Genomic DNA, 25,593 nt, shown 5'->3' with positions numbered 1-25,593 from the left:
AGCGCGATTGCCATACCTTCCCTCCGCCGGTCTTAACCGGTTCAGGTTCAACGGGTCCGCTTGCGCATCTCAGCCATTGCTGGCCCCCCGAGGTATCTGCTGAATACGCCTTGCCTGTGGAAATGAAAAGAGCCGCCGGTGACACGGCGGCTCTTGCTTTGGTTTTGAAAGGGTTAGACCGCTTGACCGTGCGGCATTTCTACCTCTTCGTCATCAACCACGCCTGCGTCTGGGTCTTCGAACACAGTCAGGTCAATTTTGCCCTCGGTCTTGGCGACAATGGACGTCACGACCGCATCACCAGTGATATTCACCGCTGTGCGGATCATATCCATCAGCCGGTCCACACCAAGGATGATTGCGATACCTTCGATCGGCAGCCCAACCTGACCTAAAACCATGGTAAGCATCACAAGCCCGACACCCGGCACCCCTGCCGTCCCGATCGAGGCCAGAACTGCCATGCCGATGACGGTGATATAACCGCCAAGCCCAAGGTCGATGGCATAAACATTCGCCAAAAACACAGTCGCCACACCCTGCATAATCGCGGTGCCATCCATGTTGATCGTCGCCCCAAACGGAATACAGAATGACGCGATAGATTTGTTCACACCAACGCGCTCGGTCACTGATCGGTAGGTCACAGGGATCGTCGCGTTTGAGCTCGCGGTTGAAAAGGCAAAGATTTGCGCCGGGCGCATTTTGCGCATGAACGTAATCGGATTGAGACCAGCGAGAACCTTTAGCATCGTCGGCAGCGTCAGGAACAAGTGAATAAATAGCGCCGCAACTAGTGTAATCACATAGGCCATCACCGGCACGAACAACCCGATACCTTGTTCAGCAAAGGTTTTCGCGATCAAACAAAACACGCCGTAAGGTGCAAAATGCATAACGATTGCGACGATCTTCATCATCAACTCGTTCATATATTCACACCCGGCGATAAATGCCTCTGACTTTGCGCCGAGCATCAATACCGCGATACCCAAAACAACAGTGTAGAAAATCACCTGAAGCATTTCGCCATTCGCAAAGGCCGCAATCGGGTTTGTCGGAACGATATTCGCAAACACATCCCAGACGGTTGGCGCTTCGCGACCCGTAACGCCGCTGGTGTCGATACCTTGCATGTCAAACCCTTTGCCGGGTCCAATCACGCTTGCCAAAAGAATAGCAATGGTAATCGCGAGCGCTGTCGTCGCCAGATATAAGAAGAACGATTTCGTCCCGACCCGACCAAGCACACGAACATCGCCGATCCCAGTCACACCACCAAGCAACGAAAAGAAAACCAGCGGAACGACCAGCATTTTCAGCGCATTTACAAACATCTTCCCGATCATCGCGAAAAGACCCGCAACGATATGCGTATTGATGAAAGCGCTGTTAATCGCGTTGAATATTACACCGACCACGATGCCAACGCCCATCGCGATCATGATCTTCATTGTGAGCGACATACCATGGCCGCCATGTGTTTCAGTTGTCATTTTTAGCTCCCCATTAATCCTAAGGTTGAGATTGGCACATATTTTCCATTTCTCAAAATGTACGGATCACGGCGACCAAGATTGAACAAAGGCGGGCCTTCCTGTAACCGGGTCTCAATCAAAGAGGCGCGCATATGTCGATCAACAGTTTCGGTCATCTATTTCGGTTCACAACTTGGGGTGAAAGCCACGGTCCTGCGCTTGGCGCGACTGTTGATGGGTGCCCGCCTGGTGTTCCAATCGAACCCGCTATGTTGCAGCAATGGCTGGATAAACGCCGCCCGGGCCTAAACAAAAACACGACCCAGCGGAACGAACCCGATGCCGTTGAAATCCTGTCTGGCGTGTTCGAAGGCAAATCGACCGGAACGCCAATTCAGCTGATGATCCGCAACACCGATCAGCGCTCCAAAGACTACGGCGATATCGCCAATACATTCCGCCCCGGTCACGCTGACATTACCTATCACCAGAAATACGGTATCCGCGATTATCGCGGTGGGGGGCGGTCTTCTGCCCGCGAAACAGCGGCGCGCGTTGCTGCGGGTGGCGTCGCCCGCGAAGCCATCAAAGCCATTGCGCCTAACGTGCAGATCAAGGGCTACATGACCCAAATGGGCACCAAGCAAATCGACCGCAGCAAAATCGACTGGGATCAAATTGATCAAAACGATTTCTTCTGCCCGGATGCCGATGCCGCCGCCGAGTGGAACGACTATCTGGCGTGGCTGCGCAAAGACGACCACAACTCTGTCGGCGCAATCATCGAAGTCGTCGCACGCGGTGTGCCCGCCGGTATCGGCGCCCCGGTCTATGGGAAGCTTGATACAGATTTGGCAGCCGCAATGATGTCAATTAACGCCGTTAAGGGCGTCGAGATAGGCGAGGGCATGAATGCCGCTGCGCTGACAGGGCGCGATAACGCCGACGAAATCTACATGGGCGAAAATGGCCCCGAATATTCGTCTAACCACGCCGGCGGGATCTTGGGCGGGATTAGCACGGGCCAAGACATCGTTGTACGCTTTGCGGTTAAGCCAACATCGTCAATCTTGTCGCCTCGCAAATCCATCCGGATGGACGGATCACCAATGGAAGTCATCACCAAAGGGCGTCACGACCCATGCGTCGGCATCCGCGCCGTCCCCGTCGGCGAAGCAATGATGGCCTGCGTTGTCCTAGACCACCTGCTTCTTGACCGGGGCCAAACAGGCGGCGTCCGCGGACAGATTGGTTGAGAAAACTTAACGGTCCTAGCGGCTGGTAGCTGGCTGCTTGGACAGTTGGACCGCTAGAATTCCGCCTGCGATGATGGCGACGCCAATCACGTCGAGCCATCCGATGGTTTCACCCAACAACGCTGCGGCAATTGCGACCCCTAAGAACGGGTTCAAAAAGTGGAAGGTCGACGCCTTGACCGCGCCGATGCGCCCCACCAATGTGAACCAAACCCACGTCGCGGCTAGCCCCGGAACGAGCGTGGTATAGGCAAACGACACGATCAGTTGCCAGTTCCAAGTCACAACCCATTCTTCGAGCACAATCGCCGGGACGGTCAGGATCGCGGCGCCGACAAGCATTTGCAGCCCCACAATCATCAAGACGTTCCCACCGGACGATGCGCCCAACACGGCCAAAGTCGCGATGGTCAATGAAACAACGCCAATCACGCAAAGCACCAGGCCAAAGACATCCACGCCACCCTGCAAACGCGCGCCCATGATCAGAACCACACCCACAACACCTGCGATCAATCCAGCCAAACCAAGAGGTCTGACCTTGGTCCCAAATACGATCCAACCAACCAAAGCCACCAAAAGCGGCATGGTCGAGGCAATAATCGCAGCAAGTGAGGCAGGCACGGTCTGCATCGCAACAAAGTTCAGGCCCAAGTACAACGCGTTCTGACACAGACCAAAGATGAATACGCCCAACCACTGACGGCGGCTTAGCCGGGCCCGCTGCCCCATGGCTAAGGCAATCAAAATCCCGATCAATCCTGAGACCAAGAACCTAAGCGCCAGCGCGGTCAGTGGCGGGGCGTATTCCACGATAACCCGCGCCGAAGTAAACGCCGAAGACCACATGGCCGCAAAGGCGAGCCCCATCAGAATTGCTTTGATATCCATAAAATGACGTTTGCGCATGGGTTCGGAAACGTCAATGCAGCCAATAACTTATATTGTATTGGTACGATTTCTATTCATACAAAAAGGGCCGCCCGCATTGGGCGACCCTTTCTATCCATGCATTCGGCATCACGCCAAATGACTTAGCCGTTTACGCTGTCTTTCAGCGCTTTTGCGATTGTCATTTTGACAACCTTGTCAGCTTCTTTTTTGATTTGCTCGCCTGTAGCAGGGTTGCGAACCATGCGCTCTGGGCGCTCGCGGCAATAGATTTTGCCAACACCTGGCAGAGTAACAGCGCCACCGCCTGCTACTTCTTTGGTGATAATGCCAGTCACGGCGTCTAGTGCAGCGCCTGCAGCTTTTTTGTCCATGCCTGTTTCTTCGGCAAGTGCAGCAACGAGTTGCGCTTTTGTCAGTGGTTTAGTCGCCATTTTCTGGTCTCCCTTATTTGCCCGAACTTTAGGGCCTCTACCCGCGCATTTAACGTTATGTTGTGGGTCTCCACAACGATTAGTGTTCGCTTTTCAGTGAAAATAGCGACATTTTGCGCGTTTTTTAGGGACTAAAGGAACGCAGTCTCCTCAAAGCTGCGCAATTTCCGACTGTGAATGCGTTCAAGCGGCATTTCACGCAGTCTTTCCATGGCGCGGATTCCGATCATCAGATGCGCTGCGACCTGTGTTTTATAGAACTCTGACGCCATTCCGGGTAGTTTGAGTTCACCGTGCAGAGGTTTGTCGCTCACGCATAGCAAAGTGCCATATGGTACACGGAATCGGAAACCGTTTGCCGCGATTGTCGCGCTTTCCATATCCAGCGCGACCGCACGAGATTGCGACAGGCGCTGCACTGGGCCTGATTGATCACGCAACTCCCAGTTTCGGTTATCAATCGTCGCAACTGTACCCGTGCGCATAATCCGCTTGAGCTCATATCCCTCAAGCTTGGTGACATCTGCGACCGCTGTCTCAAGTGCGATTTGAATTTCAGCCAGAGCAGGGATTGGCACCCAAACTGGCAAGTCGTCATCGAGCACGTGATCCTCGCGCAAGTAAGCATGCGCCAAAACAAAGTCACCCAAGCGCTGCGAATTCCGCAGCCCAGCGCAGTGGCCAACCATCAACCACGCATGCGGACGTAAAACCGCAATGTGGTCAGTCGCCGTTTTCGCATTAGATGGCCCGACCCCAATATTCACCAATGTAACCCCGCCACCATTGGCGCGCTTTAGGTGATAAGTCGGCATCTGCGGCATCTTACCCGGAACAGGTATTTCCGCGTCAGATTCGGTGATTTCAACATTCCCGGTGCTCACAAAAATCGTATAGCCGCTATCGGGGTCCGCCAGCATCTGCCGCGCAAAATTTTCAAACTCTTCGACATAGAACTGGTAGTTGGTGAACAGCACGTGATTCTGGAAATGTTCAGGCGCTGTCGCCGTGTAATGCGACAGACGTGCCAAGGAATAATCCACACGCTGCGCTGTAAACGGGGCGAGCGGGCGTGCGCCATCAGGGTAAACGAACCCTTCGCCATTCACGATCGCATCATGGGTCGTGCTCAGGTCAGGCACATCGAAGTTGTCGCGCAGATTGAAATCCATAGACCCATCTTGCGGGACAGTCAGTTTGGGATCGTTTGCCGCCGCAAAATGCACTGGCATTACGGTTTCAGACGCACCGATAATGACAGGCACGCCGTGGCTATTCAGCAGCAGTTGAATCTGCTGTTCAAGATAAGCCCCAAAAAGATCAGGCCGGGTGACTGTTGTCGCATAGGTGCCCGGTTCAGCCACATGACCAAAGGACAGCCGGCTGTCCATTTTTGCATGTGTCGTTGTTATCAGCCGGATTTCAGGATAATACGCACGAATGCGAGCCTCTGGCTGGCCAAACTCTAGCGCATCTTGAAAGCTCTTTGACAGAAACGAAACAGCCGTATCGTATAGTTCTTGTAGCCGCTTTACTGCGGCTTTTGCGTCGGTAAACGCTTCGTGTCCGGGCACATCGGGTGTCCAGACGATGACCTGTTGTTCATCATTCATAGGTCGTCCTCAAACAGTTCAGTTAACTCAAATTTTTCGACATCCACCAATCCCAGATCAGATATCCGCAACGAGGGGATGACAACAAGCGCCAACAGCGAATGCTGCATATAGGCGTTATTCAGGGTGCAGCCACAGTCCTGCATGGCTGCGACCATTTCATCGGCTTTTGCTGCGACAACAGCCGCGGGACTATCAGACATCAGACCCGCGATAGGTAGTTCGACAAGCGCGATTTCTTTGCCGTCTTTCCAAACGGTTACACCGCCGCCAACTTCGCCTAGTCGATTTGCAGCGGCAGCCATGTTTTCACGGTCTGTACCAACAACAATCATGTGGTGGCTGTCATGCGCGACTGTCGATGCCATCGCCATTTTGCCCGTGTATCCAAAGCCCGAAACAAAGCCATTCACGACCTTGCCCGTACCCTGATGCCGCTCAACCAATGCAATTTGATAGGTATCACCTTCGCCTTCGACCAACCCGTCAACGACAGGAAGTTCAGCGGTCAAGGCTTCGGTCGGGGCCTGATTTTCAACCACACCGATCACTTTGACCTTAACGCTATTCGCACCCTCAGGGGCAGAAATCGCAAAGTCAGCATCGCCCAGCGCCTTGCCCATATTCACGGTTTGGCGTGCATCAGCAGGCCAGTCGTAATGCGGGCAATCGACGGTAATCTTGCCTTCCATCGCAACGGTCTGACCGCGTGCAATCACATGTTCAATCGGCAAGGTTTTCAAATCAGACGTCAAAATCACATCAGCACGCCGTCCGGGCGCAATTGATCCCAATTCGCGTTCTAGCCCGAAATGAGTGGCCGTATTGATCGTCGCCATTTGTAGCGCGATTAGCGGATCACATCCGCAATCAATTGCATGGCGGACAACACGGTTCATGTGACCATCATTCACCAACGTTCCCGAATGGCAGTCATCTGTGCATAGGATAAAGTTGCGCGGATCAAGCCCCTTTTCAGTGATCGCTGTAATCTGGCTCTCGACATCATACCAAGCGGAACCAAGGCGCATCATCGATTTCATCCCTAAACGGACACGCGCGATGGCGTCAGCCTCGGCTGTGCCTTCGTGATCATCGGCCGCACCGCCCGCAACATAGGCGGCAAATGCATTGCCTTTGTCAGGGCTGGCATAGTGGCCGCCCACGGTTTTGCCCGCGTTCATCGTTGCAGCCATCTCTGCCAACATCTGAGGGTCACCGTTGATCACACCGGGGAAGTTCATCATCTCGCCCAGACCAATGATACCGGGCCACGACATGGCCTCGGCCACATCATCAGCAGAAATTTTAAACCCTGTGGTTTCCAGACCGGGAGCAGAGGGCGCGCAAGACGGCATCTGCGTGTAGATATTCACTGGCTGCATCAATGCTTCGTCATGCATCATACGCACGCCGCGCAAACCAAGCACATTGGCGATCTCATGCGGATCGGTGAACATGGTCGTTGTGCCATGCGGAATAACTGCTGCTGCAAATTCGGCAGGAGTCAGCATCCCGCTTTCGATATGCATGTGGCCGTCGCACAGACCGGGGATCAAATAGCGACCCTCGGCCTCGATCACCTGCGTATCAGGACCAATGCAATGGCTGGTGTCTGGCCCAACATAGGCAAAGCGCCCATCGGCCACAGCAACCTGCCAGCCATCTAGAATTTCGCGGGATTGGACATTCACCAATTTACCGCCACGAATGACAAGATCAGCATGCGCGCGCCCTGCGGCGACAGCGACCAAACGGGGGGCAACCTCGGCCCAAGATTTGATGTGATGTTCCATCCCCAATGGTTTCACCGATTTCAGGCGGGTTCAAGAGGTGATGGATTTCCAGAGCAATAATTATCGTGACGGCAGCGCCGGATTAATTCGCACTAACCGCTCGCAAATATGCGTAGATGTCTTGAGCCTGCTGGGCGTCACGCACTTGATACGCCATTTTGCCACGCGCACGGCGATCATCCAAAGCTTCGCGAAGGTATCCAGTGGGGTTTTGGACATAGGCAACGAATACATCTTCGTTCCAGCGCACCCCTGTTGCACCTAGATCGACAATCGCGTCACCGTAACGAAATCCTTCGACGGTGCCCAAAACGCGCCCATCAATCGCATATAGGTTAGGACCAGTCCGCGCTGTACGACCAGCCAGCAATTCACCACTGTCACTGCGCACGACATGACATGCCACGCACTGACGATTGAATTGTTGTTCACCCGCCGCAACATCACCTTCCGCCACAGCAGCCGAAGCAATTGCGGTCAGTGCCGCTGCAACTGTCAAAGTTTTCATGATCGTTTTCCTTTAGATCTGATCAAACGGCCGTCGCCCAGTTCTAGGGCAGATGTAGTGTACGAAACCGGTCAAACCAAGATTAAAGCCAAAACTTTTTGGCAACGATGCATCAAATTAACGCAGGGCGCGCGGGGCATTCGCCGCATCGCCCTATGTCTTGTTGTCCAATTATCGCTTACCACCATTTCTAGCGCGCTCACGCTCTTCAGCCCGCAGCTGTTCAATCTCATAGCTGCGTAAACGGCGTTCTGAATGATACGGCGGAGACCAACGCGTTTGACGTGTTGCGGTCACAAAACTATCGGCAAATATTGTAAGCATGGCTATCTCCTTTCAGCTCTTGATTGCCAATGAGTAAGATGATTTCTTGAACCTAGCTACTTTATAAGAATTTCAATGTTTAAGTTGAACTAACATATGGACTGGAAAGATATTCCCTCTCTTGCTGCGCTACGTGCATTTGAATGCGCGGCCCGATCCGGGTCATTTACTGGTGCCGCACGCGAATTAAACGTGACTCATGCGGCGATTGCGCAACACGTTCGGGCAATCGAAACAGAACTTGGGACGTCGTTGCTGGTCCGCGAGGGCCGCGGACTTGCCCTAACCGAGACCGGGCAACGGCTTGCCCAATCGCTATCCGACGGATTTGGGCAAATAGCAGCGGGCGTTCAAGCAGCACGCGCTGATATCGAATTGCGCCCGCTTTCTGTAACAGTCACCCATAACTTTGCAGAAAATTGGCTCATGCGCCGCATTTCCGCGTTCTGGGCAGAACATCCTCAAATTGCGTTATCAATCGTTCCAAGCAACAGATTGATCGATCTACGCCGAGACAGTTTTGACATTGGCGTCCGCTACGGTGACGGCAATTGGCCCGGTCTCGAAGCCACACCACTGGTGGCTGCGGACTACACTGTCGTTGCAGCGCCCGGCGTCGTGCGCGCGGATCAGATCAGCAAAGCAGATGTCCCGTGGTACTTTGAAGAAAACCATGCCGAAGCCCAACGTTGGGCGATGGCAACCGGGATGATCGCTCATGACCGGAATATCCACAGCGTGGCAACGTTGGGAATGGCGCTATCGGCTGTGCGCTCTGGAAGCGGCGTTACCGTCACATCAAGCGCCTTAGTCGCCGATGACATCAAGGCGGGTCGATTAATGGCGTTGCGGCAAACCCATCCAGAAAAGATGGGTTACTACATCATCCACTATCCCGGCGTCATGTCAGAACGGGCCAAGACCTTTAAATCTTGGTTGCTCAAGGCGATCTAGCGCGGGCTGCGTTTCGCAAGAATCCGTTGCAAGGTGCGGCGATGCATCGATAGCCGACGTGCCGTTTCCGAAACATTGCGATCACATAGCTCGTACACACGCTGGATATGTTCCCAACGGACGCGATCTGCGCTCATGGGGTTTTCAGGCGGTGGAGGTAACGTATCACTGCCAGCCAACAGCGCGTTCGTCACATCTGTCGCATCGGCGGGCTTTGCCAAATAATCAGTCGCACCGATTTTCACAGCAGCCACGGCTGTGGCAATCGCACCGTATCCGGTCAAAACAACAATGCGGCTTTCAGGGCGTTTGGCACGCAGGGTTTCAACCACATCAAGCCCGTTTCCATCCTCTAGCCGCAAATCAACAACGGCATAGGCTGGTGGACGCGCGGTGGCGATGGCCTTGCCCGCTGCAACTGACTCTGCCGTTTCGACCTCGAACCCGCGTTTTTCCATCGCTTTGGCAAGTCTGCGCAAAAACGCTTCGTCATCATCAACAAGAAGCAGGCTCTTGTCTTCTCCTAGATCCAGCGGCTCGGTCATATTTGTTCGTTCCTCGCATGTTCGCGTCTAAACTGTAGGTTTCTATGGCACATCGTCAACCTGCCACAACGCAGGCAGTGACCTGTGCAATATGTTCTGGGCTATCATCTCGGCCAAAAAAGGTTGCAACCCCTTCATCTGGAAGCACCAGATAAGTCGAAGTCGAATGCTGCACGAGATAGTATTCGTCATCGCCTTCTTCTTTCTCAAAAAAGGTTCGGTAAGCAGCGGAGGCAGCGGCCACCTGTTCTTCGGTCCCAGTCAATCCGATCATCTTGGGATGAAAATTATCCGTGTAGTCACGTACGACCTCAACGGTGTCACGGGTGGGGTCGATGGAAATAAAGACTGGCGTCACGCTCAATCCTTCATCCGCCAAAATATCCACCGCCGCTGCGTTTCGCGCATTATCAAGCGGACACACATCGGGACAGAAAGTGTAGCCAAAATAAATCAGCGAAGGTTCAGCAATCACCTCTGCTTCTGTTACCGTTCGCCCCATTTCATCCATCAACGTAAAGGGCCCGCCGATGTCCCCACTGGGTGCCAGACCGCAATCTGGGCGGGCAGCAAATTGCGTCACGGCAAACGTTCCACCAACAAAGGCAACCGTTGTAACCCCTGCCAGAATTGCCATTGCTTTTGACATACCTACCTCTTTTCAATCGGTCGCATTGATCCGCTATCATCGGCTGCGTATCAATGGTCCACCTTGCCGCACGGGGAACACCGCGAAATGTCTGCCACTGAAATCAACATGTTCCAAGATCAGCAACGTAGCAACTGGATCAGGTTACGGACGCTCACGACCCTCCGGTGGTTTGCAACCGGTGGTCAGGCAGTCGCCATCCTTGTTGCTTCGCAGATTTATGGGCTTCAGTTTGAAATCGGCTTTGCCTTTGTTCTGATCGGGGTCTCAGTCGCGGCCAATCTCATTGCCACATTTGTATATCCCGAAAACAAGCGCCTGTCGGAACGCGAAGCTTCGCTCTGGCTCGTGTTTGATCTGATCCAGCTCACGCTCTTGCTGTTTGTCACTGGTGGCTTGAATAACCCCTTTGCAATGCTCGTTCTTGCGCCGGTCACGATTGCAGCGACGGTTTTGCATCGTGCCAGCACGATTATTGTCGGGCTCACAGCCATTGGCCTGATCACCACTGTCAGTCAGTTTTACTTGCCTCTGATACTGCATGATGGGGCCGTGCTTGTGTTACCAAACATCACACAGTTCGGATTCTGGGTCTCGTTAGTTATCGGGATTGTGTTTCTTTCGACCTATGCCCGCCAAGTCACGACCGAAATGCATGCCATGCGCGAAGCACTTGTCGCGACCCAATTGGCGCTTGCGCGAGAACAAAAACTGACCGACCTCGGTGGTGTTGTTGCGGCCGCAGCGCATGAACTTGGGACGCCGCTTGCTACGATTAAACTAGTCAGTAGTGAATTGATGGAGGAACTGGGCGATCAACCAGACCTCTTTGATGATGCCAGCCTAATTCGCCAACAAGCAGACCGTTGCCGGGACATTTTGCACTCGATGGGGCGGGCAGGCAAAGACGACCTGCACCTGCGTCACGCCCCGATCGAGGCAGTTCTGCGTGAAGCAGCAGAACCTCATACCGACCGAGGCAAAGAGGTGATTTTTCACCTTGCGGCTGACGAGGGCGCGGATCAAACCCAACCGACAATTGCCCGCCGCCCCGAGATCGTGCACGGGATTCGGAACCTTATCCAAAACGCTGTCGATTTCGCCAAAGCAGAGGTTTGTGTCGATCTGACTTGGACCGATACCGACATCAAAGTTCGCATTTCTGATGATGGTCCCGGCTTTCCGGGGTCGGTCATTGGGCGGATCGGTGACCCCTATGTGCGAGAACGCCGCCAAACCGAAGATTCCGGTGGTCGGCCGGGGTACAAGGGAATGGGGCTTGGGCTATTCATCGCCAAAACGCTATTGGAACGTTCAGGTGCAACATTGACATTTGCCAATAGTCGCCGTGCCGGGCTGGGCGAGGGGGGCGCAGTGATTGATGTGGTTTGGAAACGCGCAAGCCTACCAAACAGCGGTGATCGTGTCAGTGAACCCTTGGGCGAAAACCAACCGCATAGCCCTGAAATTTAGATCCGTTGGCGTACTTAACCGCACATTAACCTTACAGGCGGATGCTTAACCTCGGTTTTACTGAGGACGCGAACAGATGCTTTTTGGGATACTCGACTTTGCTGTGATCTGCCTTTGTTGCGCGATCTGCCTTGCCGTCGTTGTTAAGGCCCGGCGCGATGTGGCATTAGCCCATGCACAAGGCGCAGAAAGCGCACGCAGAAAAAACCAGAAGCCGGTATTCTTGTTTTATAACAAAGCGTTGGTTGATGCGACACCGCAAGCAATGGCGTTGCTCGCCGACAGCGACGATCACCTGTCAGAATTCGACGCTCTCGTTCAAACCCTTGCCCCATATTTTCCCGATCTGCGCACGACGCTCGACAACCCGCCTGCGGAAAAAACCCGAATCAACGGCACGTCGATCACTTCGCTTTGGCTCGAAGTGAGCCAAGTGGACGAACAGCTCAGGATCGCTATCAATGGAAATCAGGACGCGATTGCGCATGAGCTGTCATCATCCGTCACCCAAGATGTTCGCCTATCCGAACTCGCCATGTTGCGCGATGTCACACAAGACACACCCCAATTGATTTGGCAGGAATCCAATGATGGAAAATTGCTTTGGGCGAACAAAAGTTATCTCAAGTTTGTCGATCAGTTGACACCGGCAGGGGATAACATGACGCCAACGTGGCCCAGCGCGTCCATTTTTCCGGACCTGCATGAAACACCGGGGGCCAAGGGCACATCGGTACGCCGTCTTTCAGTAAAAACCCATGACCAAACCGCCGATCATTGGTTTGATGTGACCAGCAAACCTTATGGCAGCGGTTTCATTCACTTTGCAACTGACGCCAACAACATCGTGCGCGCCGACCAAGAACGCCGCTCGTTCAAACAAACCCTCGGTCGTACCTTTGCAGAGCTTTCAATTGGGCTCGCAATTTTTGATAAGCAGCGCAAACTATCCACGTTTAACCCTGCGGTTTTGGACCTGACCGGCCTTAAGTTCGATTTTCTGAGCAGTCGCCCCACACTGGATGCAGTGTTGGATAAATTGCGCGAGTCTCGCGTTCTTCCAGAGCCGAAGAATTACAATTCATGGCGGGAACAATTCAGTGCGCTTGAAACCGAGGCCAAAAATGGGACCTACAGTGCCACTTGGGCTCTGCCAGATGGGCGCACATACCGCGTTTCGGGCCGCCCACATCCTGATGGTGCCTTTGCATTCTTGTTCGAAGATATCAGTGCCGAGGTATCCCTGACCCGTCGTTTCCGTTCTGACATCGAAACCAGCCAAGCCGTTTTGGATACCGTCCCCGATGCGATCGCTGTTTTCTCGGGCGCTGGGAACTTGCTGATATCAAACCAGGCATATGCGGACCTGTGGCAAACGAACCCCGCGCTTTATCATGAACACCGCGCTTTACAGACCGAAATGAAGGTCTGGCAAAATCGTTGTACGCACACGCGCATCTGGTCGCAAATCCGGAGTTTTACGCATCAGGTGGGCACGCGCGAGGCGTGGTCGGACAGCACATTGCTCGACGATGGGCGCCTGCTGACCTGCCACACCAACCCCATCGCGGGTGGTAAAACGCTTGTGCGGTTCAGCACCAAAGCCAAAGCCAACCCAGTTATCCAAAAGCTAACCATGAACGATCCCGCAATTCGCCTGCGTCGTCGTTGATTAGACCTTGCGGGCACCAGCCCAAACAATAATCATTCGGCATGACCAATTTGCCGATGACCCAAACCCTACCAGATGAAGCAGATACCGCTGCGCTTGCCCATCGTATCGCGCCAATACTACGACCGGGCGATGTTTTATTGCTGAGTGGTGAGATCGGCGCGGGGAAGTCTGCGTTCTCACGCGCATTAATTCGCGCTCGTCTTGGCCGGATGGAGGATGTCCCATCACCGACCTTCACGCTCGTCCAAACCTACGAAGCGCCAGATGGAGACATTTGGCATTGTGATCTCTACCGTTTGACCCACGCAGACGAGGTGTTTGAGCTTGGCCTCGACGAAGCGTTTACCCACGCAATCTGCCTCATTGAATGGCCCGACAGATTAGGCGACGACGCACCAAGAAACGCACTGTCCCTATCATTCAGCGCGGGCGAAACTGCACATCAGGTCGCGATCGATGGATCAAACCATTGGGCCACAAGATTACAGGCGGTGTTATGATGCAACGTTCTGCTATCATTGATAAATTCATTGCCAATTCGGCTTGGGCGGATTGGACGCGCACGCCGCTTGCTGGGGATGCATCTGGGCGGCGCTATGAACGTCTGACCCATAATGGGCAATCCGTTATCTTAATGGATGATGCCCCAGAAAACGGTGCATCAACATCAAAGTTTGCGCAGATCACTCAGCTATTGATCGCATACAACCTGACTCCGCCCGAAATCCTTGAGCATGAACCAGACTTGGGAATTATGGTTCTGTCGGATCTCGGCGCAGAGGATTTTGCGCATTGGCTTTCCATCTACCCCGATCGGAGTCTGACACTTTATCGTGCGGCCGCTGATGTGTTGGTCGAACTAGCCCAACAGGCTGCGCCGCGAGATTTACAACTTATGACGCCCGAGGTGGGCGCACAGATGGTCGAAATCACCTGCACCTACTATGCGCAATCATCCAGCAGCGGCCTGATCGACACCGTGCGTGACGCGATGGAGCGCCTTGCACCGGATGCGAACACATTGGCGCTACGCGATTATCACGCCGAAAACCTGATCTGGCGGCCTGATCAAACTGGACTGAAACGCGTTGGATTGCTGGACTACCAGGACGCATTTGTCGCGCCGGCGGGATATGATCTGGCATCACTCTTGCGGGATGTGAGGCGCGAGATTGATCCAGCCTTAGCGCAGGAAATCACGACCTATTTCATGGCCAAAACAAAGGCCGGCAAGACATTTCCCGCGCAGCTCGCGTGTCTGGGCGCACAGCGAAACCTACGTATCCTTGGGGTCTTTGCCCGACTTGCGAGCGCGCTCAATAAACCGCGCTACGTCAACTTTATTCCGCGCGTTTGGGATAATCTATTGTCTGATCTACGACATCCCGAACTGAAATTACTGGATCAAGCAGTGCGCGATACGTTACCAGCACCAGAAAATGAATTTCTCACAAGGCTGCGCGGATGACGACTCCTCTATTTTTGTTTGCAGCTGGCCTTGGAACCCGCATGGGGGAGCTCACGCGCAATCAACCCAAACCGCTAATTAGGGTCGGGGGCAAGGCGCTCATTGATCACGCGCTTGCGCTGACCGACCTGCCTGAAATCAGCCCTAAGATCGCCAACGTTCATTATTGCGCCGATCAGATGCGCGCGCATCTTGCCGACACGGGCATCATCATATCCGACGAAACTGATGCATTGCTTGAGACGGGCGGCGGATTGAAAAAGGCCCGCCCGCTATTAGGCGACAAACCCACAATCACCATGAACACCGACGCAGTTTGGAATGGGCCAAACTCGATCAAGACCTTGCTATCGGCATGGCGCGACGACATGGAAGCCCTGCTTTTGGTTGTCAAAAAACACAACGTGCATGGGCATCTGGGGGCAGGTGATTTTGATCTCGATGCAAATGCGCGCCTTCATCGTGGCAGTGACCTGATCTACACTGGCGTACAGATCATTCGGCCAAATACGCTTGATCACATTACAGAAAATGCGTTTTCGCTGAACGTCGTCTGGAACGATATTGCGACGCGCAACGGGCTGTATGGGGTGACATATGACGGGGCGTGGTGCGATGTTGGGCAACCTTCGAGCATCCCAATTGCTGAGGCGATGCTGAATGTTTGAACCCACGGAAAGACCTCGGATCTTTGGTACACCGCTGGGTGTAGATTTCGCACAATCGCTGGTGGATGGTTTGATGGCGCGCGGTGCGCAGATGGCGCCACACGAATGGGCACGCACCGAAATCTACGTCAATACATCCCGGATGCAGCGCCGTATCCGCGATGTCTTTGACGCAGGGCCTGCATGTTTGATGCCGCGGATCAAACTGCTATCGCAGCTCGGTGACGATCCAGTCACACTGTCGGTGCCGCCTGCGGTGCCCCCCCTGCAACGCCGCTTTGAATTGCTGCAATTCGTATCCAAGTTGTTAGAGCAAGAGCCAGACCTCGCGCCGCGTGCCGCGCTTTATGATTTGTCTGATAGTCTTGCCAAATTGATGGATGAAATGCAGGGCGAGGGCGTAATCCCGGAAACCATTGCCGGGCTTGATGTTTCGGACCAATCAGGACACTGGCAACGGACGCTCAAGTTTCTAAATATTATCACCAACTTTTTCGGCGAAAATCACGAAACGCCTGACAAAGAAGCGCGCCAGAGGATGGTGATTGAAGCGCTTTCGCACAAATGGGAACAGCATCCGCCGAACCATCCGATCATTGTCGCCGGTTCAACGGGGTCACGTGGGGCGACGGCGATGTTTATGAAAGCCGTCGCAAAGCTACCCCAGGGCGCGATTATTCTGCCGGGGTACGACTTTGATCTGCCAGACGCGGTTTGGCAGGCAATGAACGATGAACTGACTGCCGAAGATCACCCGCAGTTCAGGTTCCGCCGCCTGATGGACCAAATGGCGTTTGAAAATCACGATGTTGCCCGCTGGTCCGACCATGCCCCGCTGCATGATGCGCGCAACAAGCTGGTTTCGCTATCTTTGCGCCCAGCACCAGTCACAAGCCAATGGCTCGAAGAAGGGCCAGACCTTGGCGATCTGACAGAGGCGACACAAGGTCTCACTTTGGTCGAGGCAGCATCACCACGGGCAGAGGCCGAAACAATTGCGCTACGCCTTCGTCAAGCTGTCGAAGATGGGATAACGGCTGCGCTAATTTCTCCAGATAGGATGCTTACACGGCAAGTCACCGCCGCGCTCGACCGATGGGATATTCGCCCGGATGATAGTGCCGGGATACCGCTACAGCTTTCTCCGCCGGGACGGTTATTGCGCCATGTCGCAGATATGCTGGGCAAACCGCTGACTGGGGAAATGCTCCTTGTTTTGCTCAAACATCCTTTGTGCAATTCGACCGATGCCGAACGCGGACCGCATCTGCGCCACACGCGCGAGTTGGAAATTTATCTCCGCCGGAACGGACCGCCATTTCCAACTGCCGATACATTGCGTGATTGGGCCGCCCGCAGCAAAGGACGCGACGATTGGGCCGATTGGATTTCCGAGACTGTATTTGGATTTTCAGAACCGCGCGACCTACCTCTGTCCGAGCATCTCGCGATGCATTTGCAGTTGGCGGAACGGCTCTGCGCTGGTCCGTCAGGTACTGATGCTGGCGAACTCTGGCAGGAAAATGCGGGACGCGAAGCGCGCAAAACATGCGATAGCATAGCCGAAAACGCTGATTTCGCTGGTGTCATGTCCACCAAGGATTACGCGGCACTCTTTGGCGCGATCCTATCCGAAGGCGTGGTCCGCGAACGCGACAAAGGGCACCCACAGATATTGATCTGGGGCACCCTAGAGGCCCGTGTCCAAGGTGTCGATCTGACGATCCTTGGCGGCATGAACGACGGCGTCTGGCCCGAAGCGCCTGCACCCGATCCTTGGCTCAATCGGGTCATGCGCGCAAAGGCGGGGCTGCTTTTGCCGGAACGGCGCATCGGGCTTTCTGCGCACGACTATCAACAGGCTGTCGCTGGAAACGAGGTCTGGATCACCCGTGCAAAACGTTCCTCGGACGCTGAAACTGTGCCTTCGCGATGGGTCAACCGTTTGACGAACCTGTTGCGCGGGTTGCCACAGCAAAATGGCGATGCCGCGCTTGCCGCGATGCTAGCGCGGGGTCAACATTGGTCAGATATGGCTGCGCAACTTTCGTCTGCTGACGATCGAACTGCACCAGCCAAACGCCCGTCGCCCTGCCCACCCATCGCGGCACGCCCTGACCAATTGTCAGTCACGCAGATCAAAACGCTGATCCGTGACCCGTTTGCGATCTACGCGCGAAAAGTTCTGCGCCTTGACCCACTTGATCCGTTGTCACCAACGGCTGACGCCCCGCTTCGTGGGATCATAGTGCATGAGATCCTAGAAAAATTCGTTGCCGGTGGGTTTGCCCCTGATGATCGCGACGCCTTGATGCAAATCGCACGGGACAGTTTCACCGAACATTGCCCGTGGCCCACCATCCGCGCGCAATGGATCGCACGCATGGAAAAATCCGCCGATCCGTTCCTTGCGGATGAGGTCAAACGCCAAGCTCTCTCTGATCAGCGCGTCATCGAAAAACGGGGCGAAATCATCGTTCCCAATGTCGGGGTCAAACTGACCTGCCTTGCCGACCGGATCGATCTGACCCCCGACGGTCAGGCGCTGATCTATGATTACAAAACCGGTGTCGTACCCAGCGAAAAGCAGCAGGAAAATTTCGACAAACAATTGCTACTCGAAGCGGCAATGGTTGAGCGCGGCGCATTCAGTGACATCGGCCAAAAGCCGGTACAGGCCGCGACTTTTATCGGTGTGAACACCACCATGAAAAACAGTAACGCACCACTAGAGAAAAACCCACCAAGTCAGGTTTGGGCCGAGTTAGAGACGCTTTTTGCAAATTGGCAACAGCTCGATCGCGGTTATACGGCGCGGATTGCTCTCTTTTCCAAGACCGATTTCAGCCCCTATGATCACCTGTCGCGATTTGGCGAATGGGACACCAGCGACGAACCAACGCCAGAGGTGTTGACATGATCCGCGACGCCGCATCCCAAAGGCAGGTTGACGCTGCCGATCCACGCACTTCGACTTGGCTGTCCGCAAACGCTGGATCAGGCAAGACTCGCGTTTTGACAGATCGTGTCGCGCGGCTTTTGCTTGAAAAAGTATCGCCGCAAAACATCCTATGTCTGACTTATACCAAGGCCGCAGCAGCCGAAATGCAGAACCGTCTGTTCAAGCGGTTGGGCAATTGGGCGATGATGGCGGATGACGCATTGCGCGCTGATCTGACCACACTTGGCGTCGATCGTGCGATTGATGATCAACAGCTTCGCGAGGCGCGCACGCTTTTTGCCCGTGCGATTGAGACACCCGGCGGGCTCAAAATTCAGACAATTCACTCGTTTTGTGCGGGCGTCCTGCGACGGTTTCCGCTTGAGGCGCAGGTCAGTCCGCAGTTCCGTGAAATGGAAGATCGCGCCGCAGAATTACTACGCGCCGAGGTTCTGGACGAAATGATCGCCGGACCAGATGCCCCGTTGGTCAGGGAAATCTTGCATCACTTTACCGGGGCGGAACTGGCTGATCTCACGGCGGAGGTAGCAAACAAGCGCGACGCCTTTGCCCATGGTATTCCGCGCGATGCGTTGTGCGCCCGTTTCGGCCTAAGCCCAACCACAACTGCAGATGATCTAACCGCCGATCTGTTGAGCCAAGCGAACCTTGATACCATTCATGCGCTCGCGAAAATCTGTGCCAAGGGTAGCGCTACCGAAAAGAAAGCGGCCGCCGTTCTGGACAAAGTCAGCCAGAACGCACCCGGCAACTTGCGCGATCTTGCCCTGCTCGAAAGCGTATTTTTATTCGGTGGTTCAGCCAAATCCCCCTTTGGCGCTAAGATCGGCAGTTTTCCTACCAAAGGCACACGAGAGACGCACGCCGCCCTTATCGAAGATCTAGAACCAATCATGCTTGGCGTACAGGACGCCCGCGAAGACCGTCTGGCCTTGAACGCGCTAGAGCGATCAATTGCCCTGTATAAATTCGGCGCTGCATTTGTTCCCGCCTACGAGCAACGCAAGCTGTTGATGGGGGCTTTGGATTTCGACGATCTGATCCGCAAGGCCAAGGCGCTCTTGACCGACCGGGACGTGGCGCAATGGGTGTTGTTTCGATTGGATGGTGGGATTGATCACGTTTTGGTCGACGAAGCCCAAGACACCAGCCCGACACAATGGGCCGTGATCGAACAACTAACCCAAGAATTCGCGAGCGGAGAGGGCGCGCATCCAGACCGTGAACGCACCGTCTTTGTAGTTGGTGATAAAAAACAGTCGATCTATTCATTCCAAGGTGCGGACCCTACCGCCTTTGACGACATGAAAGTGCATTTTCGCGATGCCCATCATGCCGTAGATAAACCGTTCGAAGTAACATCTTTGGATCATTCGTTCCGGTCATCCCAAGCAATCCTATCCGTTGTCGACGCGACATTTACCGGCGAACGGGCAGCTGGCATGGATGACACGCTGAATCACATCGCGTTCAAAGAAAACATGCCCGGCCGTGTTGACCTGTGGCCAGTCATCGAAAAACCAGCAACCGAAGAACCGCGAAATTGGTTTGATCCGGTCGATCTGCCCAGCGAAACCGACCATACTGTCCTGATGGCGAACCGGATCGCCGCACAAATCAAACGTATGATCGCAGATGAAACCATCCCCGAAGAGATCGAACACAGCGGCACCTATAACCGCCGTCCGATTACCGAAGGCGACTTTCTGGTTCTGGTGCAGCGGCGGTCTGAATTGTTTTCAGAAATCATTCGGGCCTGTAAATCCGCTGGGCTCAAGATCGCGGGCGCAGACCGTCTGCGCGTTGGCGCGGAACTGGCGGTGAAAGACCTAGCTGCGTTATTAAATTTTCTGGCGCTACCCGAAGACGATCTATCGCTTGCCGCTGCTTTGCGTTCGCCGCTGTTTGGTTGGTCAGAGCAAGACCTGTTTACGCTCGCGCATCACCGTCCTGAAAAAGGGTACCTTTGGCCTGCATTGCGTGACTCAGCTCATTCGGAAACTTTGGCCGTTTTACGCGATTTACGGAAAGAAGCTGACTTTCTACGCCCATATGATCTGATCGAGCGCATCCTGACCCGTCATGATGGGCGTCGCAAGCTCTTGGCGCGCCTTGGACCAGAGGCTGAAGACGGAATTGACGCGCTCTTGTCGCAGGCCTTGGCGTATGAATCGACGGGCGTGCCTAGCCTGACTGGATTTCTAAGCTGGATGGAAACCGACGACCTTGAGGTCAAACGCCAGATGGATGCTCAGGGTGATCGGATCAGGGTGATGACCGTTCACGGGTCCAAAGGGCTCGAGGCACCTATCGTGATTTTGCCTGACACCGCCAAGCGACGGGTCGATGTCAAAGACGAGCTTTTGCCTGCCGACGATCTGATTGTGTGGAAATCCACCGCGGCGGAATCTGGTGCCGCGATGCAAGAAATTCGCAACGAGTTCGTCACCAAACAGCAACGAGAGCGGATGCGACTGCTTTATGTTGCCATGACACGCGCTGAAAAATGGCTCATTGTTGGTGCGGCCGGCGAGGTCGGTGAAGGCGACGAAAGCTGGTACAATATCGTTGCCGAAGGCATGGCCACGCGCGGCGATACCGGATTGAAAATTGACGATATGGAAGTGCGTCGCGTGGCGCATATGGATTGGGAAGTGGGGGAATTGATCGTGCCTACCACCCCAGTTGCAACATCTGTTGTCACGCCATCATTTGGACCAATCCCAGAGCTGACAATTACAAAAACCTTGTCCCCGTCAGAATTTGATGGGGCAAAGGTCATGCCCGGCGATCCAGCCGACCATGATGGCGACGCCGCGAAACTACGCGGGACGCTGATCCATAAACTACTGGAATATCTCCCCGAAATTCCCAAGGCCGAGCGCAAAGCCATCGGTCACAGACTCATTGAACAGGGCGATCCAGACATCGTGGATGCGGTCATCACCTTGTTGGATGAACCTCATCTAGCGCATCTATGGGATTCAAACGCACTGTCAGAGGTGGATGTGACCGCGCATATTGATGGTATTGGGCGCATTCATGGCACCATCGACCGACTGATTGTGAATGAAACGCAAGTCTTGGCTGTTGATTACAAATCAAATCACACTGTGCCCAGCGACACATCAAAAACACCTATGGGGATATTGCGCCAGATGGCCGCGTATTTCGCAGCCTTGCGCCAAATCTATCCTGATCATGACATCACCGTTGGGATCCTATGGACACAAAACGGCCAGCTCGATTTGCTCTCGCCTGAACTGCTTCACGAAACGCTGAAGGGTATTTCGATATCTTGACCAATGGCCGTCAGGTACATAGGTTCAGCATCCAATGACATTCGCCAAGGAGCACCCCAATGGCAACTGTAGCAGTTACAGACGCAACCTTTGACGCCGAAGTCCGTCAGTCAGATATCCCTGTTGTCGTAGACTTCTGGGCAGAATGGTGTGGCCCATGCCGCCAAATCGGCCCAGCTTTGGAAGAACTCTCATCCGAGTACGACGGCAAAGTCAAAATCGTCAAAGTGAACGTTGACGAAAACCCCGGCACTGCATCCGAACTGGGTGTGCGCGGTATCCCAGCCCTGTTCATTTTCAAGGGCGGTGAAGTTGTTTCAAACAAATCTGGTGCGGCACCTAAAGCGGCGCTTGATGGATGGATCAAAGAATCCGTCTAATCTTTGAAACAGCAAAGAATTCAGGGCGCCCGATGTGGCGCCCTTTTTCGTTTTAGACAGGCCAACCGTGACCTTTCAAAACGTTCTGAATGACTGATTGCACCTCTGGTCGGCCCGCGTTGATGGATTGCTTTTGCAAAAACCAAAACAGATAGGATTCATAGTCGGGCGTATGATCGGGTAGGGCAGAAAACGCCCCTGAAACGCCCAATTCATCCACCTTCAACGCGATATGGTGAAAGTCTGTTTTCCCAAATAAAATTAGTGGCTTGCGCAAAAAATACCCTAGAAACCCAAGGCTTGAATTCTGGGTCACGACGTAGTCGCAATCAAACAAGAATTTCTCTGATCTTTGATGCTGCAACGTTAGGCGGTCATTGGCATCAATCAGGGCGTGAAGCGCCTTCATCTCATCGTCAGTATAGGTTTCAGACGGATGTAGGGTGACGACGATATCGCGCGTCTTGTCATGCCTAAGCGTCGCCTTGACCATGTCAAGCGGGCTGCAATGCTGAAATGAACGACAGGTTGTCAGGCGACCCTGCAGTGGCACCAATACAAACCCGCTTTGCGTGATTTCATTCGGAAATAGCTTTTCTTGCCAACGGCGATGAAAACCACGCGCCTTCACAGGATCTTGTGCAATCGGATCAAACATCTGCTTTGCAACTGGCCATTCCCAACGTTCGCTTTGTTTTTCGATGTGCCAAAACGGAAAAATATATGTCCGTCGAAATGTCAGCCCACGATCATCCACAGGATCGTCCATCAAGAACAAACTGCGTCCCGCACGCGACATCGCATTGAGCCGCCCCAAATGATCATTCACATCGTAGGCGATGCTAAATCCTGCCTCTTCGACGACACGACAAATTTGCCGGATAAAATTGTGGTTTCCCCGCTCTGCCTGACGCCGCATTTGGGGACTAAGGTAGAATGTAACTGTCTTTTCGTCGCTCATGGCGCAAAGGCTATCGCTATGTCAGAACAGCTACAAGCAACGGGGTTGTTTGCCTGCGCGCTCAGCGCCATATAGGACGCAACCCGCAAGGAGCAGATAATGACCAAAGAAGAATTTCCCGGATGGCACGGCACAACAATCATCGGTGTGCGCAAAGGTGGTAAAGTCGTCATCGCTGGCGATGGTCAGGTAAGCCTTGGTCAAACTGTAATCAAAGGCACTGCCCGCAAAGTACGTCGGCTGTCGCCCGGCGGCCAAGATGTAATTGCCGGATTTGCCGGATCAACGGCGGATGCGTTTACGTTGCTTGAACGGCTCGAGAAAAAGCTAGAAGCAACGCCGGGACAGCTGGCACGTGCGAGCGTTGATCTCGCCAAAGACTGGCGCACCGACAAATACCTTCAAAAGCTCGAAGCGATGTTGATCGTCACCGACGGCACCGATCTGTTTGTCATTACAGGTGCTGGCGACGTTCTAGAACCAGAGCACGATATCGCAGCAATCGGGTCAGGTGGGAACTTTGCCTTGGCCGCCGGACGCGCGATGATGGAAACCGATATGGATGCCGAAGATGTCGCACGCAAAGCAATGGCAATTGCCGCTGATATTTGCGTGTATACCAACGGCAAACTTACGGTCGAAAGCATCGGTTAGACGATTGGGGCCACCGCCAAACCGACGTTGAACTCTTCGCACCAAATCCAGACTTCGTTGTATTCAGATGTGTCGATCCCTTCGGGGGCGACATATTTTGACGCGCCTGTGTAGCTTTCGAGCGGCCCCATCAGCGTTGCAGGATCATAGACGCCATCTTTGCCAAGTGCGACTTTGGGGTCAGGTGCGCCATCGAAAACAAAATCATCCAAGAGGTTGATTTCGCTTCCAGCAATTTCAGCGGTGCCGGTCACGGTATGCCCGTTTACCCCGCCAAACGACCCAAGCCGCCCGTGACCACCTGCAAAGGCTGGCATAGCTGCTGATCCCATTAGCGCCGCAATAAAAAACCGTCTGTTCATAACAAGACCTCCCAATTTCACATCGGGGATCATCCTACAGATCACACGTGACCAAACAATCAACGCCACGGGTTTGTGAAGTTCTGTAATTTAAGCCAAAACTTAGGTGTTCCACTTGGCGTGTCACCTGACAGCCCCTAAATGTGACGGACGCAAAGGAAAACCTATGATTGACAAAGATGACCTACGCGCAGCGATAAATAGCGGGCTACTGTCCGAAAAACAGGCGTCAGATCTGGCGACATTGGCGCTCGCGCGCCAAAGCTCTGCGTCGGATCTGGCACCGGGCGATGAACCCTTTGAGCTGTTCCGCGGCTTCAATGAGGTCTTTATCATCATCGGATTGTTCATTCTCGGAATCGGTTGGTATTCGGTTGCAACGCTGGCGTTGGGTGATCAGATCGTCGATCTAAAACGCTACGCCATTGGTGTGACCCTCGCTGGGGCCATCGTCATTTGGCTGTTGTCCGAATATTTTGTACGCCGCCGTCGCATGATCGGCCCTGCATCCACACTGGCGATTATGTTTGTGGTCAACGCGACATCCGGGTTTTTTGCCTATTTCGCTGAACCCTTCATGATTGGCCAAGGCAATCTCGAGAGCGTGCCGCTCCCGCTGTTCTTGGGGCTTGTTGCGCTGTTGATCTATTGGTGGCGGTTTCGTGTGCCCTTTGCGATGGCCATTCTGGCAATCGGTTTCTTTGCCGTCACCATGGTCTTTACCGCCAGCAAAGGCGGCGAAATCAACGAATTCCGCGATCTGTTCCTGCTTTCGGCGGGTGGCCCATTTGCATGGATCACCTTGATCCTTGGTATCATCGTCTTTGCCATAGCGATGCTCTTTGACATGAGCGACCCACACCGCGTAACCAGACGATCCACCAATGGGTTCTGGCTGCACGTTGTCGCCGCCCCCGCATTGATCAACACCATCGGGCTGACACTCTTGAACCAAGATACAACGCTATCGACACTTGGCCTATTTGTTGTGCTCGCCGTCTTTGCGGTGATTGCAATCATCATTGACCGGCGTTCGTTTTTGATCACGGCAATTGGATATGTCGTCACCGTTGCAATAACTGTTCTGGATGGTGATGGCGTTGCGCTGACAGTTCTGGTACTGGGCGCGACAATGCTATTTTTAGGTGCTTTTTGGGAAAAAATTCGCGCGCGCACTTTGCGTGTGTTGCCTGCGCGTTTCCCATTGCACCGCTTGCCCCCATCTCATGTGTAAGGACTG

23 protein-coding genes and 1 riboswitch are annotated in these 25,593 nt (G+C 54.0%); of the genes, 12 read left to right on the top strand and 11 right to left on the bottom strand.

Annotated elements, in window-relative coordinates; all coding sequences use genetic code 11:
• Position 1: 1 nt before the first annotated feature.
• Positions 2 to 100: riboswitch (TPP riboswitch) on the bottom strand.
• 73 nt (positions 101 to 173) lie between these two features.
• Entirely contained in the window at positions 174 to 1,496 is a 1,323-nt protein-coding gene (locus tag TW80_RS11860; protein WP_045997586.1) for a dicarboxylate/amino acid:cation symporter, read from the bottom strand.
• Between the two features lie 134 nt (positions 1,497 to 1,630).
• On the opposite strand from TW80_RS11860, the gene aroC reads away from it, so the two are divergent.
• Positions 1,631 to 2,734 (top strand): chorismate synthase, encoded by a 1,104-nt coding sequence (aroC, locus tag TW80_RS11855; protein ID WP_045997585.1) that lies wholly within the window; start codon positions 1,631 to 1,633, stop codon positions 2,732 to 2,734.
• 15 nt (positions 2,735 to 2,749) lie between these two features.
• Here the strand turns inward: aroC and TW80_RS11850 are convergent, their stop codons facing one another.
• The 6 genes from TW80_RS11850 to TW80_RS18100 all read right to left on the bottom strand — a co-directional run bounded on the left by TW80_RS11850 (position 2,750) and on the right by TW80_RS18100 (position 8,300).
• On the bottom strand, positions 2,750 to 3,625 hold the full coding sequence (locus TW80_RS11850; protein WP_045997584.1) for a DMT family transporter: 876 nt from the start codon (positions 3,623 to 3,625) through the stop codon (positions 2,750 to 2,752).
• A 143-nt stretch (positions 3,626 to 3,768) separates the two neighbouring features.
• Complete coding sequence (locus TW80_RS11845; protein WP_045997583.1) at positions 3,769 to 4,059, bottom strand: HU family DNA-binding protein; 291 nt, start codon at positions 4,057 to 4,059, stop codon at positions 3,769 to 3,771.
• Between the two features lie 131 nt (positions 4,060 to 4,190).
• Complete coding sequence (locus TW80_RS11840) at positions 4,191 to 5,672, bottom strand: AMP nucleosidase (protein ID WP_045997582.1); 1,482 nt, start codon at positions 5,670 to 5,672, stop codon at positions 4,191 to 4,193.
• Positions 5,669 to 7,468 carry an adenine deaminase gene (gene ade, locus TW80_RS11835; protein ID WP_045997581.1) on the bottom strand — a complete coding sequence of 600 codons (1,800 nt, stop codon included), beginning with the start codon at positions 7,466 to 7,468 and terminating at the stop codon, positions 5,669 to 5,671. Before ade ends, TW80_RS11840 begins: the two co-directional genes overlap by 4 nt.
• An 82-nt stretch (positions 7,469 to 7,550) precedes the next feature.
• Positions 7,551 to 7,976, bottom strand: coding sequence for a c-type cytochrome (locus TW80_RS11830; protein WP_045997580.1), 426 nt, complete (start codon positions 7,974 to 7,976; stop codon positions 7,551 to 7,553).
• 171 nt (positions 7,977 to 8,147) lie between these two features.
• Positions 8,148 to 8,300, bottom strand: coding sequence for a hypothetical protein (locus tag TW80_RS18100; RefSeq protein ID WP_157033255.1), 153 nt, complete (start codon positions 8,298 to 8,300; stop codon positions 8,148 to 8,150).
• A 96-nt stretch (positions 8,301 to 8,396) separates the two neighbouring features.
• On the opposite strand from TW80_RS18100, the gene TW80_RS11820 reads away from it, so the two are divergent.
• On the top strand, positions 8,397 to 9,254 hold the full coding sequence (locus TW80_RS11820; RefSeq protein ID WP_045997578.1) for a LysR family transcriptional regulator: 858 nt from the start codon (positions 8,397 to 8,399) through the stop codon (positions 9,252 to 9,254).
• On the opposite strand, the gene TW80_RS11815 is transcribed toward TW80_RS11820, so the two are convergent.
• Positions 9,251 to 9,799: an ActR/PrrA/RegA family redox response regulator transcription factor gene (locus tag TW80_RS11815; protein ID WP_045997577.1), complete on the bottom strand. Its 549-nt coding sequence runs from the start codon at positions 9,797 to 9,799 to the stop codon at positions 9,251 to 9,253. The genes TW80_RS11820 and TW80_RS11815 overlap by 4 nt on opposite strands.
• Before the next feature lie 55 nt (positions 9,800 to 9,854).
• Positions 9,855 to 10,448, bottom strand: a complete 594-nt coding sequence (locus tag TW80_RS11810) for an SCO family protein (RefSeq protein ID WP_045997576.1) — start codon at positions 10,446 to 10,448, stop codon at positions 9,855 to 9,857.
• An 87-nt stretch (positions 10,449 to 10,535) separates the two neighbouring features.
• Between TW80_RS11810 and regB the strand changes: the two genes are divergently transcribed.
• The 8 genes from regB to trxA all read left to right on the top strand — a co-directional run bounded on the left by regB (position 10,536) and on the right by trxA (position 22,376).
• On the top strand, positions 10,536 to 11,921 hold the full coding sequence (gene regB / locus TW80_RS11805) for a sensor histidine kinase RegB (protein WP_045997575.1): 1,386 nt from the start codon (positions 10,536 to 10,538) through the stop codon (positions 11,919 to 11,921).
• Between the two features lie 76 nt (positions 11,922 to 11,997).
• On the top strand, positions 11,998 to 13,593 hold the full coding sequence (locus TW80_RS11800; RefSeq protein ID WP_052700972.1) for a PAS-domain containing protein: 1,596 nt from the start codon (positions 11,998 to 12,000) through the stop codon (positions 13,591 to 13,593).
• Between the two features lie 41 nt (positions 13,594 to 13,634).
• Entirely contained in the window at positions 13,635 to 14,096 is a 462-nt protein-coding gene (tsaE, locus tag TW80_RS11795; protein ID WP_084625770.1) for a tRNA (adenosine(37)-N6)-threonylcarbamoyltransferase complex ATPase subunit type 1 TsaE, read from the top strand.
• On the top strand, positions 14,093 to 15,064 hold the full coding sequence (locus TW80_RS11790; protein WP_045997574.1) for an aminoglycoside phosphotransferase family protein: 972 nt from the start codon (positions 14,093 to 14,095) through the stop codon (positions 15,062 to 15,064). The genes tsaE and TW80_RS11790 overlap by 4 nt, the downstream gene beginning before the upstream one ends.
• Complete coding sequence (locus TW80_RS11785; protein WP_045997573.1) at positions 15,061 to 15,732, top strand: nucleotidyltransferase family protein; 672 nt, start codon at positions 15,061 to 15,063, stop codon at positions 15,730 to 15,732. The genes TW80_RS11790 and TW80_RS11785 overlap by 4 nt, the downstream gene beginning before the upstream one ends.
• Positions 15,725 to 18,652, top strand: a complete 2,928-nt coding sequence (locus TW80_RS11780) for a PD-(D/E)XK nuclease family protein (RefSeq protein ID WP_045997572.1) — start codon at positions 15,725 to 15,727, stop codon at positions 18,650 to 18,652. The genes TW80_RS11785 and TW80_RS11780 overlap by 8 nt, the downstream gene beginning before the upstream one ends.
• Positions 18,649 to 21,996 (top strand): double-strand break repair helicase AddA, encoded by a 3,348-nt coding sequence (gene addA, locus TW80_RS11775; RefSeq protein ID WP_045997571.1) that lies wholly within the window; start codon positions 18,649 to 18,651, stop codon positions 21,994 to 21,996. Before TW80_RS11780 ends, addA begins: the two co-directional genes overlap by 4 nt.
• Positions 21,997 to 22,055: 59 nt before the next feature.
• Positions 22,056 to 22,376 carry a thioredoxin gene (gene trxA, locus TW80_RS11770; protein WP_045997570.1) on the top strand — a complete coding sequence of 107 codons (321 nt, stop codon included), beginning with the start codon at positions 22,056 to 22,058 and terminating at the stop codon, positions 22,374 to 22,376.
• Positions 22,377 to 22,428: 52 nt separating this feature from the next.
• On the opposite strand, the gene TW80_RS11765 is transcribed toward trxA, so the two are convergent.
• On the bottom strand, positions 22,429 to 23,337 hold the full coding sequence (locus tag TW80_RS11765) for a hypothetical protein (protein WP_045997569.1): 909 nt from the start codon (positions 23,335 to 23,337) through the stop codon (positions 22,429 to 22,431).
• A gap of 99 nt (positions 23,338 to 23,436) precedes the next feature.
• Here TW80_RS11765 and hslV point away from each other — a divergent pair, with 99 nt between their 5' ends.
• Positions 23,437 to 23,991: an ATP-dependent protease subunit HslV gene (hslV, locus tag TW80_RS11760; protein WP_045997568.1), complete on the top strand. Its 555-nt coding sequence runs from the start codon at positions 23,437 to 23,439 to the stop codon at positions 23,989 to 23,991.
• Here the strand turns inward: hslV and TW80_RS11755 are convergent.
• Positions 23,988 to 24,353: a DM13 domain-containing protein gene (locus tag TW80_RS11755; RefSeq protein WP_052700971.1), complete on the bottom strand. Its 366-nt coding sequence runs from the start codon at positions 24,351 to 24,353 to the stop codon at positions 23,988 to 23,990. The genes hslV and TW80_RS11755 overlap by 4 nt on opposite strands.
• Before the next feature lie 166 nt (positions 24,354 to 24,519).
• On the opposite strand from TW80_RS11755, the gene TW80_RS11750 reads away from it, so the two are divergent.
• On the top strand, positions 24,520 to 25,587 hold the full coding sequence (locus TW80_RS11750) for a hypothetical protein (protein WP_045997567.1): 1,068 nt from the start codon (positions 24,520 to 24,522) through the stop codon (positions 25,585 to 25,587).
• The last annotated feature ends 6 nt before the right edge of the window (positions 25,588 to 25,593 follow it).

Origin of the sequence: Loktanella sp. S4079 (assembly GCF_000967725.1) — a bacterium.
Classification (GTDB): Bacteria; Pseudomonadota; Alphaproteobacteria; order Rhodobacterales; family Rhodobacteraceae; genus Yoonia.
The sequence above is the reverse complement of the archived record's forward strand: the minus strand, read 5'-3'. Positions and strand labels throughout refer to the sequence as shown.